Source organism: Sphingobium sp. FG125 (genome assembly GCF_057809795.1).
In genome coordinates this window covers 1-12,571 of record NZ_JBMDKQ010000020.1, presented here as the reverse complement: position 1 = coordinate 12,571, position 12,571 = coordinate 1, and the positions used below count along the sequence as shown (strand labels likewise).

The following is a 12,571-nucleotide window of genomic DNA, read 5'->3' as shown; positions in this document are numbered from 1 at the left end:
GTCTTTTCATGCTACCTGCCGCTGTGGCAGGAGGGCCGTATGACAGACAGTGACGATGATGGCGGCATCGCTTCGCCCACCCGCGCGGCGATCGGCGCGCAGGTGCAGGCGCGGCTGGAGCGCAACCCGATGGTCAGCCGGATCGACGCGCCCGACCTTGCGATCTACGGGCGGCAGGATTTCCTCAGCCCGGAAGAATGCGCCGATCTGCGCGCGATCATCGATGCGGGCGCGCAGCCTTCGACGCTCTTTTCGGGCAGCGCGAACGCCGATTATCGCACCAGCCACAGTTGCAATCTCGATCCGTTCGATCCGCTGATCAAGGCCATCAGCGACCGCATCTGCGCGCTGACGGGCCTGCCAGCCGACCATGGCGAAACATTGCAGGGCCAGCGCTATACCAACGGCCAGGAATATCGGCTGCATTGCGATTATTTCCCGGTCACAGCCGACTATTGGCCCGCCATGCGCGTCACTGGCGGGCAGCGCAGCTGGACCACGATGATCTATCTCTCCCCGGTCGAGGCCGGGGGCGAAACCCATTTCCCCCAATGCGAATTCATGGTGCCGCCGGTCGAGGGCATGATCCTGATCTGGAACAATATGACCGCCGACGGCGCGCCCAACCGGTTTAGCCTGCACGCCGCACGGCCAGTCGAACAGGGCACCAAATATGTCGTCACCAAATGGTTTCGCGAGCGACCCTGGCAACCCAGAGTATGATGGATTTCGGTTAATCCCCAACGTCCGTTCGTTTCGAGCCCTTCGACTGCCCGCCTGCGGCAGGCGCTCAGGATAAACTACGTCGAGAAACCTGCGCGCGACGTTTCTCGACTTCGCTCGAAACGAACGGATCGGGGTGCGAGCATCCGGCTCCAGGACGGCCTACCCGTTACACTTTGCGACATAAATGACTGAAAACTGACAGCTTCATTTTCGGGCCGTTCAGGCGGGCTGCTCCATATCTCCTTGTGTTGGCGACAGGGAACCCCATCCAGCCGGACAGGGTTCAGCCGCCAGAGGAATAGGAGATATGCTATGCGTAAACTGATCATTCTGGGCCTGTTGGCCGCGACGGTAGCGCCCAGTGTCGCGTCCGCTCAATCCTATGGCGAAGCGCGCCGCAGCGAACGCAACCTGCGTGAAGAGCAGCGCGATCTGCGCCAGGCCCAGCGCTATGGCGACCGCCGCGACGTGCGCGAAGAACGGCGCGACGTGCGTGATGCCCGCCAGGAAGCGCGCGAGGACTGGCGCGACTATCGCCGCACCCATCGCAACGTCTATCGCGGCGGCAACTGGCGCGCGCCGTTCCGCTACAATCGGTGGAATGTCGGCGTCCAGCTTCGCCCGGCCTATTATAATTCACGCTATTATATCGCCGACCCCTATCGCTATCGCCTGCCCCGTCCGGGCGTGAACCAGCGCTGGGTACGTCATTATAACGATGTGCTGCTGGTCAATGTCCGCAACGGGCGCGTGATTCAGGTGCATCGCGGCTTCTTCTGGTAAGCCCAACGCCGATCCTCCCCTTTAAGGGGAGGTGTCGGGCCGCAGGCCAGACGGAGGGGTGTCGCCGTCTCGATAGGGCGACACCCCTCCACCACCAGCTACGCTGGCGGTCCCCCTCCCCTTGCAGGGGAGGATTTTAGGGGCCGCTTTTATTGGCCCCCCCAACTTGGCCGCGCCGCCCGTTGCCGGGCAAGCGCGGCCGATGGCACGCAGGACGCACCATCAGTCCGAAAGGGGGGTGGACCGTTGCGCGAAACGCGCGTCCGCCCGAAAAGTTCCGCTTTTCTGCGGAAAATCGGGCGATTCAGGCGGCCAATGCCTGCGCAATGAGCTTGCGGCTGTTATCAATGCCATAGAGGGCGATGAAGCTGCCCATGCGCGGTCCCTGGTCCGCGCCCAGCAGCGTCTGGTAGAGCGCCTTGAACCAGTCGCGCAGCTCGGCAAAGCCGAACGCCTCATCCTTGCCGATGGCATAGACGATATTCTGAATATCCTCCGCCGTGGCGTCAGCAGGCAACGCGGCTAGCTCCGCGTCGAGCCTGCGCAAGGCTGCGGCCTCATTGGCGTCGGGCGCACGCAGCTTCAATGTCGGTGCGATGACATCGCGGTTATAAGCTATCGCATGGTCCATAAGGGCATCAAGGTCCGGGCCAAAACCATCCCCTGATTCAGTCCAGCTAGGCGCGCCGTTTTGCCGTCCGACATAAACAGCCAAGTAATTCCAAAGCTCATCCTTCGTGGCCAACGGCCCTAAAACGCCAGCAAGATTGAGCAGTAGCTGAAATGTGACTGGCAATTTGCCCTCTGGCACAGCCCCATCATGAACATGATGGACCGGATTGCCCAGTTGCTGTTCGATCGCCTGATTGGGATAATTGACTCGGAACTGCCAATATTCGTCCACCGCGCGCGGGATGACGCCCATATGCAGTTGCTTGGCCTTTTTGGGTTCGCGATAGGCGTAGAAGGCCAGGCTTTCCTGCGGACCATAGGTCAGCCATTGTTCAAGGCTGAGGCCATTGCCCTTGGACTTGGAGATTTTCTCGCCCTTTTCGTCGAGGAACATCTCGTAATTAAAGCCTTCTGGCGGACGGGCGCCCAGCGCGCGGCAGATTTTCGACGACTGGGTCACCGAATCGATCAGATCCTTGCCCGCCATCTCATAATCGACGCCCAGCGCGACCCAGCGCATCGCCCAGTCTACCTTCCATTGCAGCTTGGCTCCGCCGGACAGGATCGATTGCTCGATCATCTCGCCCTCATCCTCGAAGCGGATCAGGCCTGCCTCGGCATCGATCACCTCAACCGGCACCTGCAACACGATGCCGCTCTTGGGGCTGATCGGCAGGACGGGCGAATAGGTCGCCTGCCGTTCCTTGCGCAGGGTCGGCAGCATGATGTCGAGGATCGCCTGATTGCACCGCAGAACCTGCCGCAGCGCATCGTCGAACGCCCCCGCCTGATAGCGTTCGGTCGCCGACACGAACTCGTAATCGAAGCCGAAGCGGTCGAGAAATTCGCGCAGCATCGCATTATTGTGATGGGCGAAGCTTTCAAACTTTCCGAACGGATCAGGCACCTGCGTCAGCGGCTTGCCCAGATGCTCCGTCAGCATCGCCTGGTTGGGGACATTGTCGGGCACCTTGCGCAGCCCGTCCATATCGTCGCTGAACGCCACCAGCCGCGTGGGAATATCCGACAGCGCATGATAGGCGTTGCGCACCATCGTCGTGCGCAGCACTTCGTTGAATGTGCCGATATGCGGCAGGCCTGAGGGGCCATAGCCGGTTTCAAACAGGATATGGCCTTTGTCCGGCGCGCCATTGGGATAGCGCTTGAGCAGCTTGCGCGCTTCTTCATAGGGCCAGGCCTTGGCCGCCAATGCGGCGGTACGGAGAATATCTGTCGCGGTCATGATTACGCCCCCTAGCCCCGCGCAGGCCGAAAAGAAACGTCCTTCGGTAGCAAATCTGCGTTAAGAATCGTTCGCACATTAGGGTTTCATTAACCCTGACCGTCGATAATCAGGCTTCTGGAGGCACCATGCACAGCTTGCGCACCCGCGAACGCATCGTGGTCGAGATTGCCATTGTCGTCACGACCGTATTGGACAGCCTGGAAGGCATGATCGTCGATTTGAGCGAGGGCGGCGCGCAGGTGGTCGGCTGCACCCTGCCGGCCGGGTCGTCGTGCCAGATCGACCTGGACGGGCATATCACTTTCGGCACTGTGCGCTGGTCCGAAGAGGATCGCATGGGCATCCGCTTTCCCTATGAGCTGAACGAAGGCCCGCTTTACGACCAGCTGGAACTGGCCCGCGCGGCGCTGCGCACGCCTGTAGCATTCCAACCACGCGTGCGCGCGATGGCCGCAAGCAGCGGCGGTGGCGGTTTTGGCCGCCGGACAAGCTGAAACAGGTTTTCCTTTTGTTCCCGCTCGCTTAAACGGGGCGGGTGATTGATCCTGCATCCCTGCCCGCCCTCCACGCCAGCCATGGCGGCATCTGGTTGCGCGAAGGTGGGCGGACGCAAGGGCTGGCCAAGGGACAGGCGATCGGCCGGGCGGCGGAAACCCCGGTATTGCTGCTCAATGCGCCGCTGACTGGGCAGCGGCTGGGCTATCCCGATCTCAACGGCCTCGACCTGCTCGAACTCTGGGCCTTTCTGCATCCCGCCCGCTTCCTGGTCCCCACGCCCAAGGGTCTGGCGCAGGCGCTTGGCCTGCCGGTGCCGAGCGCGGAGGCGGACATTCCCGCCCTGCTCCAGAGCGCGACGCAGGCGTTGCTCGACCGGATCGAATCGCCGGACTGGCGCGAGCGGGAAGGCGGCTGGACTTCGGCGCAGACGCTGCATCGGCTGCGCTGGCCCTGGTCGCCGCTGGTCGCGCCGCGCATCGCCAAGCCAAAGGAAGCCGAGCGCTGGCTCTTTTCCAAGCTTCCCGAATGGGAGGAGGCGCAGCCCCGCCCTGCCCCGCGCACCGTCGTGCTGGACGAAGGGCAGGTGCTGGCCCGGCTCGATACGCTGACCGGCGCAGGGGCGGAGGCCCGGCCTGGCCAGCGGGCCTATGCCACCGCCGCGATCAGCGCCTTTCGCCCGCGCGCGCACCGCGACCAGCCCAATATGCTGCTGGCGGAAGCGGGCACCGGCATTGGCAAGACATTGGGCTATCTCGCTCCCGCCTCGCTCTGGGCAGCGCAGGCGCAGGGGACGGTGTGGGTGTCCACCTATACCAAGGCCCTGCAACGCCAGCTCGACCGCGAATCGCTACGCCTGTTTCCCGATGCGATGGTGGCGGCCAAGCGGGTGGTGGTACGCAAAGGGCGGGAAAATTATCTCTGCCTGCTCAATCTGGAAGATGCGTTGCAGGGCGGGTTCACGGGCCGCGCGGCGATTTTGGCGCAGCTGGTCGCGCGCTGGGCCGCGTTCAGCAAGGATGGCGACATGGTCGGCGGCGACCTGCCCGGCTGGCTGCCGACCCTGTTCCGCCGCAACGGCTCCACCGCGCTGACCGACCGGCGTGGCGAATGCATCTATGCCGGCTGCCCGCATTATCGCAAATGCTTCATCGAGCGATCGGCTCGTGCTTCCGCCGACGCGGACATCGTCATCGCCAATCATGCGCTGGTGATGATCAACGCCGCGCGCGGGCGTGAAACCGGGCAGCGGCCGCAGCGCATCGTCTTTGACGAAGGGCATCATCTGTTCGATGCGGCGGATTCGACCTTCTCCGTCGCCCTGTCGGGGCAGGAGGCGATCGAGTTGCGCCGCTGGATCATGGGACCGGAGGGCGGATCGCGCGGGCGGCGGCGCGGCCTGTCGGCGCGCCTGTCAGACCTGGCCAGCTATGACGTCGAAGGGGGAGAGGCGATCCGCGCCGCCGCCGATGCGGCACTCGCTTTGCCCGCCGATGAATGGTTGAAGCGGGTCGTGACGGGCGAGCCGTTCGGGCCGCTCGAAGCCTTGTTCACCGCCGTGCGCGGCACCGTCTTTGCCCGCGCCGCCGACACGGGCGAGGCGGATGCGGGCTATGGGCTGGAAACCGAACTGGCCGCCCCCGATGGCCCGCTGGTCGAGGCGGCACAGGAGGCCGCGCTCGCGCTCGACGCGCTGCTGCGCCCGCTGACGCATTTGTCGCGGAGGCTGGAGGCGGTGATCGAGGATGCGCCCGACTGGCTGGATGGCGCGGCGCGGGCGCGGATCGAGGGGGCGGTGGCGTCGCTCGGCTGGCGACGCGACCTGATCAGCGCCTGGCTGGCTTTGCTGGCGCGGATCGGCGGCCCCGCTGACCCGGACTATGTGGACTGGATGACGGTCGATCGGGTCGAAGGGCGCGAATATGATATCGGCATTCATCGCCACTGGCTCGACCCCAGCCGCCCGCTGGCCGAAACCGTGCTGAAACCCGCGCAGGGGGTGATCGTCACATCCGCGACGCTGAAAGGCGGGGGCGACTGGGGCAATGCGGAAAGCCGCAGCGGCGCGACCCACCTGCCCCATGGTGCCGCGCAGTTTGAGGCCAGCAGCCCGTTCGACTATGCCGCGCGGGCCGAAGTGCTGATCGTCACCGACATCAAGCGCGGCGATCTGGCGGCACTGTCGGGCGCCTATGGGCGATTGATCGAAGCGGCGGGCGGCGGCACGCTGGGGCTGTTCACCGCGATCCGGCGGCTGCGCGCGGTCCATGCCCGCATCGCCGACCGACTGGCGCGCGCCGGGCTGCCGCTCTACGCGCAGCATGTCGATCCGATCGACACCGGCACGTTGGTAGATATTTTCCGCGACGATCCGCGCGCATCGCTGCTGGGGACGGACGCGCTGCGCGACGGGGTGGACGTGCCGGGCCATTCGCTGCGGCTGGTGGTGATGGAGGGGGTGCCATGGTCCAAGCCGACCGTGCTGCACGCGGCGCGACGGCTGGCAAATGGCGGCAATGCCTATGACGACCGGCTGATCCGCGCCCGGCTGGCGCAGGCCTTCGGTCGGCTGATCCGCCGCGCGGAGGACAAGGGCAGTTTCGTCATCCTGTCTGCCGCTATGCCCAGCCGCTTGCTGAGCGCCTTTCCGCCCGGCACGCCGATCCGCCGGGTGACGCTGGACGAGGCGATCATTGCCGTCAGTGTCGGTTCGCGGCGCGAAACTCTTGGCGAAACGACGCCCTTAGGGCATCAGGGTCACGAATCCGGCCACAGCCATCTGGAGAGAGAATGAAGCGGCTGACCCTGTTGCGCCACGCCAAGTCCGACTGGGACGATCCGGTGGCCCGCGACTTCGACCGGCCCCTGAACCATCGGGGCGAGAAGGCGGCCCTGTTGATGGGGCAATTTGCTGCCCGGCGGCAGATGCAGTTCGACACGCTGGTCGCCTCCCCCGCCGTGCGGGTGGTGCAGACGCTGGAGACGTTTTTTGCAGGCTTTGGCGAGACGCTCGACGCGCGCTGGGACCGGCGCATCTATCTCGCCTCCTCCCCCACCTTGTTCGATGTCATCCGCGACCTGCCCGACAGCGCCGAAAATGCGCTGCTAACCGGGCATAATCCGGGGCTGGAAGAACTGATCCTGGACCTGGTCCCCGACGACGGGGCCAACCCGCTGCGCGAGGATGTGGAGGTGAAATTCCCGACCGCAAGTATTGCGGTGCTGGACCTTGCCATCGACCGGTGGGATCAGGCGCGGGAGAATATCGCCACGCTGGTCAGCTTCACGCGCCCGCGTGACCTGGACCCGGCGCTGGGTCCGGGGACGCGCTGACCCGGTCTATTCACCGATCGCGCGGGCCAGCGTCGAACGGATCGCCTGCAACTGGCTCAACACATCGTCAGCCGGTTGGGCAGGCGTGTCAGGCAGTGTTGTCCCATTGCCATCGACCAGCATCTTTTGCGCGCCCTTGACGGTAAAGCCTTCGACATTGAGCAGGTCGTGGATACGGCGGGCCAGCGCCACGTCGGCCGGGCGGTAATAGCGGCGATTGCCGGAGCGCTGGAGCGGACGCAGCTGCGGGAAACGAGTTTCCCAATAGCGCAATATATGCTGGGGCAGACCCAGTTCACCCGCCAGCTCGCTGATGGTCAGCAATGCACCCTCTGCCTTTTTCATGACAGCAATGTTGCACCCTAAGACCCGCCAAGGTCAACCATGGTAAACTATGGATTAACGTGGAAAACACCCATCTTCGCCCCGTCGCGGCCCGGCGACCGCGCGCGCGCCTGCTTGATGGTGACCCCTACGGGCACCTGGCAGCCATGGTAAGGTACTTATTTTACGCCAGTCTTTGCCAAGCGTGAGATTTTTGTACCATCATAAATACCATCTGTCTATTGGGATCAGATGGTGCGCAAAGAGATTGCTCGACCGATCGGCCCACCTTCTTGAATATTGACCGACTTACAACGTTGGGGCCTCGGGTTGGGCGGTAAGCGGTCAAAATCCCCCACATTCTCATGATTTGTCGATCTGGTAAGTAGTGCGCCTTGCATTTGCGAGGTTGCGATGAGTGGTGATTTCGAAACGGGTTTCGAAACTGAAAGGGGTGAGAGGGCAGGCAAGGCCGAGCGTCTTGATGTCATTCCCTTGTCGAATGGCAACCGTGGATGGACTCCGGCGGCGAAGGCGCGGATCATTGAGGAGAGCTTCAAGCAGGGAGCGAATGTGTCTGAGGTGGCGCGGCGTCATGGCATGCTCCCGCAACAGCTTTATAACTGGCGAGGGCGTTTCCGAGAGCGGGCCGAGGGGATGGCCTTTGTTCCCGCGGTGATCGAAGGCCCGGCTGCACCTCCCGTACCGCCGCCATCTTCCGGGCCACCAGCGCCCGCAGTGTCATCGTTGCCCGCGAGCCTGAGGAGTGGCGGTGAGATCGTAATCGAGACCCGCGGGCTGTCGATCCGCATCCCGTCCGACGTGGATGCCGACCATATCGAGCGGGTGCTCCTGGCCGCGCAGGTGACCACATGATCATCCCGCCCGGGCCGTTGAAGGTGCTGGTTGCAACGCAGCCCGTGGACTTCAGGAAGGGCATGGTAGGCCTCGCCTCACTGGTGCAGCAGGAACTGCGGCTCGACCCATTCTCAGGCATGCTTTTTGTCTTCCGGGCACGCCGGGCAGACAGGAGGCCTGCGGCTGAATGTTCCGACGCGCTCGCCTGCACGAGCGCGTCGGACATGATGCCTTAGAAGCATCATGTTAGTTCAGTTAAATCTGGAACTTAAACTAAATTCACATGAGAGCTCGTCCCGAAATACATTTCCCGCCGATCGCTCCAAGCATCCGTTCGAGCGGCCTCAAAAGCACCCTTGGCATTTTCAAATGCCGAAAGAGCCTCGCTGAACTGCGACGCCGCCTGCTGAATGTCTGACAAAGGATAATGGATGGCACCAGATCCGCTTGGAGGTGTGAGCCGCGCGGCATTGTGAATTGATACGATATCGTAGCTTAGGGCCACGTCGCTGAAGGCTGCAACCGTGCCATCTGTTCTCGTATATGTTCCAGTGTTGACGGTGATGTTCTCACCCCATTCCCAGCTCTGGTTGACGGCTTCGCCAGACAGATCGATCGACGCAACACCCGCTTCCTGAAGGGATATGATTTCCTTCTTGTCGACGCGGCCGTTGCCATTTTTATCCCGCCAGACCTTGAACTGGGAGAACTGGTCGTCGGCCGATGAGAATATGCCATCGCTATTGCTGTCAAACGCCTGAAGCCCATCCAGATCGGACTTGGCACCCTCCTTGTCGCTGGCGAAGCTGAGCTCGCCAGCGTTCGTAACGGTACCATTGCCGTCCCGGTCGATGAACAGGAAGCCATCGTCCTTGCCGATCCAGCCGGTTTGATCCTTTCGACCATCGCGATCCCAGTCGAAGCTAACTTTCGTCCGCTTGTTGTCGATGATGGTCACGCCATTCCCATTGAGGTCAAGGACGATGGGGGCAGCGAGGTTAACCGATGCGTCCTTGAACGTGATCGTCTCGACCCCGGAAAGGGTGTCGACCCCGTCGTTGCCGTCAGTCAACGGCTGGTTATCCGTGACGGTCACCGTGCCATTGATGGTCGCGACCGTATAATCCGCCTGATTGCCAGCAAAGACGACCGTATCTGTTCCTGCTCCGCCATCCAGTTGGTCGTTCCCACCCGCCGACGCTTCGGTTGCGAAGATCCTCACATTATCGAGCGAAACGCCATAATAGCTGGGCCCTGCAGTGGTCCGGAATTGCAACTGGTTGGCCCCAGCAGCTGCCGTCACATAGCGGGAAACGGTTTTCATTTGCACGCCGGCGTCAGAAATGATCGCAACAACCGTCCCATTCCAGAGAGCTTCAATCGTCGCATTTCCAGCCGCTGACGGTCTTGCGACATCGAATTGCAACAGGAACTGCTCACCAGCAGCGAGATTGCCGAACGACTGGCGGATATCCATTTGAGCAGCGGTCCCTGCACCCACCATCATATCCAACCAATAGGTTCCCTCGCTGGTCGGAATGCTTTGGGTGCCACTGAAATTCGCTTCATAGGGCTGACTGTTGATTTTGACCCAACCAGCCATGTCAGCTGTCTCGACACCCCAGTCGCGCCGGATATTGTTCGCCGTGTCGCCTAGATCCTCAAAACCTCCATTCACCACCAGGTTCGAGCCGACCGCCTTCCGGCCATCACCGTAGAGGACGTCATTGCCATCGCCGCCTTGCAGAACGTCCGCACCGTCACCACCTGAAAGCCAGTCATTCCCGGCCATGCCGGACATCGCATCGGCTTCTCCGGTGCCAATGATGGAATCGTTTGCAGCAGTACCTGTCAGGGTCTGGGCAGCCACATCGAGGATCGCAACCCGAACTTCATCGACCCTTGAAGCGCCCGCAAGATCCGTCGTTCGAATGCGAACCAGATGCTCCGCTTCAGTTTCGAAATCGGGGCGAGCGCCAGCCCGAATGCGTAGCTTGTTCCCTTGGACAATTTCGAACAGGAAATCATTCAGAACGTCGCTGTTGCCATCGACGATCGCATAGCTCAGCGTATCCTCCAAATCTGGGTCGCGTCCGGCGAGATAACCTACCAGGGTGCCTGCGGGCGCATCCTCTCGAACGCTAAATTGTGCGACGTCCTGTTTCATCGAAACGAGTTGCACCAGCTGATTGTTATTCAAGCCGCCGGTGAAAGCACCAAAGCCAAATTTAACAGTCGAGTCACCGGAGAAGAGGTTCGCCACAGCATCGTAGGTTTTGCGGGCAACGAACGCGCCATCGAAAGAATAGCTCAGGGTATGAGTTGAGGCATCCCACTGGAAGCTGACGTCATGCCATGCCCCATTCTCGATGTTGGAATGGAGATGGAAAGCGTCGAACTGAGAGGATGTTGCACTGATATTGCCGTTCAGGACGAACTGGCTGAAATCGGATGTCGGTTCGATCCCAGGATTGGTCCATGTGTCGAATCGAACCCCGAAGGATGTCGCGGTCAGAACCCCGGAAGTGCCCAGGGCCGCACCGCCCGCATTCTGAAAACCGAAAGCGACACCGTCGGCGCCCCCGTCACCTGCACCAAAGTAAATTTTAGTCGTCCATGTGGCGTCGCTTGAAAGATCAACGTCACCCCAGATCGCACCGTTTTGACTGTTCGCAGGAGGGGTAAGTTGATAGGTATCGGACGTCCATCGCACCGCTGATCCAACACGGGATGCAGGTTGGGCGATATCGACAAGCAGATCCAAACCGGCGGGTGCGTCGTTTGTCATCGCCTTCGTCGCGATCATCGAGCGATTCCAGATCGTGCCGTCGGAGAAACGGATTTCATTTATCCCGAAATCCAGGACCGGGTTATTCGACGCATCGGTCATGAACTGCGACGATACCCTGACGATGTCGCCGGTGTCCTTCAGGATGACATGCAGCATGCCGCCCTGTTTCTCTAGGGCCACATCATTGGGTAGTATGTCGGTGAGCAGGAGAGCGTCGCTTCTTACATAACCAGATCCCAGGTTAGCGAGAATATCCAAACCGTCACCTCTTGAATACTCGACAACACCCGATCCCGTACCCTGGATCGCGATGGTATCGTCCCCGAGGCCAGCATGGACGTGGTAGAAACCACCCGACAATGACAGGGCGTCATTGGCTGACGTTCCCATGAGGATCGTATGGTCGAGTATCTGGCTACGGTTCCAGCTAGTGCCGTCGGAGAAGAGGATAGAGCCGATTCCGAACGTCTGTCCGGTTCCGGAAAATTGCTGCAGCGCCTTGAACGAAGCCCCAGTGGAAAGGATCGTTAGCGACAATTCGTTGCCGGACTTGCGCAAAACCACGCCATCCGCCGCAACATCAGTAAGACGCAACGTATCGGTGCGGGTGTATCCGCTACCCGTGTTATCCAATATATCGTTGCCGTCGCCCGACCGGAAGACAATCGAACCGCCGCCATTACCCGTCAGGGTGATGCGATCATCCCCAACGCCCGCATCCACCACCCCATAACCGGACGGGGGAGTCAGCGTATCATTGCTTGGCGTCCCCACATAGGGAACGCTGTTGCCGAGGGCCGTCAGGGTCGCGGCCAACGCGGCCGTGCTGTTATCAGCAAAGCGTAGTTGATCGACACGTTCACCGGCATATCCGGAGAACCATCCTTCCACCGTAATAGATCCTGATTGTCCGTTGAGGGCAATCCTCAAGTCCGTACCTGTATTCCCGGCATGGGCGAAGTTAAGGTCGGCGAGACTGATCCCGGCGCCAAATTCGATGGTGTTGAAACCATCCCACCAGCCACCGCCTCGGATGATGTCGTAACCATCGGCCAGATTCCACACGTAGGTGTCGTCCCCTGAGCCTTCCAGAATGAGATCGTTGCCTGGGCCGCCAATCAACCGGTCAGCACCGTCTCGGCCATCGAGCGTATCCTCCCCGGAGCCGCCAGCAACCGTATCATTGGCGTTCGAACCCCACAACGTATCATTGCCTGACGTGGCGAGTTGTGCGTAAGCCGCTGTCTGGAATTGGCTGCGGTTCAGAACCGAGCCGTCGGCGAAGTGCAACTGGTCAACGCGTTCCGTTCCCGGTCCGCTCAGTTGTCCTTCAATCACGATGC

Annotated in this window: 10 protein-coding genes; 7 read left to right on the top strand and 3 right to left on the bottom strand. The window is 61.6% G+C overall.

Annotated elements, in window-relative coordinates; genetic code table 11:
• Positions 1-39: 39 nt before the first annotated feature.
• Positions 40-723: a prolyl hydroxylase family protein gene (locus ACODSR_RS16745; RefSeq protein WP_489077774.1), complete on the top strand. Its 684-nt coding sequence runs from the start codon at positions 40-42 to the stop codon at positions 721-723.
• Between the two features lie 315 nt (positions 724-1,038).
• Complete coding sequence (locus ACODSR_RS16740; RefSeq protein WP_489077773.1) at positions 1,039-1,509, top strand: RcnB family protein; 471 nt, start codon at positions 1,039-1,041, stop codon at positions 1,507-1,509.
• Positions 1,510-1,813: 304 nt separating this feature from the next.
• Here ACODSR_RS16740 and ACODSR_RS16735 read toward each other — a convergent pair whose 3' ends face one another.
• Positions 1,814-3,424: a lysine--tRNA ligase gene (locus tag ACODSR_RS16735; protein WP_489077772.1), complete on the bottom strand. Its 1,611-nt coding sequence runs from the start codon at positions 3,422-3,424 to the stop codon at positions 1,814-1,816.
• Between the two features lie 128 nt (positions 3,425-3,552).
• Between ACODSR_RS16735 and ACODSR_RS16730 the strand changes: the two genes are divergently transcribed.
• From ACODSR_RS16730 to ACODSR_RS16720, 3 genes are read left to right on the top strand one after another with little or no spacing between them, the layout of a single operon-like run.
• Complete coding sequence (locus tag ACODSR_RS16730; RefSeq protein ID WP_294133138.1) at positions 3,553-3,921, top strand: PilZ domain-containing protein; 369 nt, start codon at positions 3,553-3,555, stop codon at positions 3,919-3,921.
• 41 nt (positions 3,922-3,962) lie between these two features.
• Positions 3,963-6,716: an ATP-dependent DNA helicase gene (locus ACODSR_RS16725; protein ID WP_489077771.1), complete on the top strand. Its 2,754-nt coding sequence runs from the start codon at positions 3,963-3,965 to the stop codon at positions 6,714-6,716.
• A complete protein-coding gene (locus ACODSR_RS16720; protein WP_489077770.1) occupies positions 6,713-7,255 on the top strand; it encodes a SixA phosphatase family protein in 543 nt (180 codons plus the stop codon). Before ACODSR_RS16725 ends, ACODSR_RS16720 begins: the two co-directional genes overlap by 4 nt.
• A gap of 6 nt (positions 7,256-7,261) precedes the next feature.
• Here ACODSR_RS16720 and ACODSR_RS16715 read toward each other — a convergent pair whose 3' ends face one another.
• Entirely contained in the window at positions 7,262-7,600 is a 339-nt protein-coding gene (locus ACODSR_RS16715; RefSeq protein ID WP_489077769.1) for a MerR family transcriptional regulator, read from the bottom strand.
• A 393-nt stretch (positions 7,601-7,993) separates the two neighbouring features.
• Between ACODSR_RS16715 and tnpA the strand changes: the two genes are divergently transcribed.
• The gene (gene tnpA, locus ACODSR_RS16710; RefSeq protein WP_489077768.1) at positions 7,994-8,455 is read left to right on the top strand and encodes an IS66-like element accessory protein TnpA; all 462 of its coding nucleotides are present in this window, start codon (positions 7,994-7,996) and stop codon (positions 8,453-8,455) included.
• Positions 8,452-8,673 carry an IS66 family insertion sequence element accessory protein TnpB gene (tnpB, locus tag ACODSR_RS16705; protein WP_489077767.1) on the top strand — a complete coding sequence of 74 codons (222 nt, stop codon included), beginning with the start codon at positions 8,452-8,454 and terminating at the stop codon, positions 8,671-8,673. The genes tnpA and tnpB overlap by 4 nt, the downstream gene beginning before the upstream one ends.
• 32 nt (positions 8,674-8,705) lie before the next feature.
• On the opposite strand, the gene ACODSR_RS16700 is transcribed toward tnpB, so the two are convergent.
• Positions 8,706-12,518 (bottom strand): lectin-like domain-containing protein, encoded by a 3,813-nt coding sequence (locus ACODSR_RS16700; protein WP_489077766.1) that lies wholly within the window; start codon positions 12,516-12,518, stop codon positions 8,706-8,708.
• Positions 12,519-12,571: the final 53 nt, after the last annotated feature.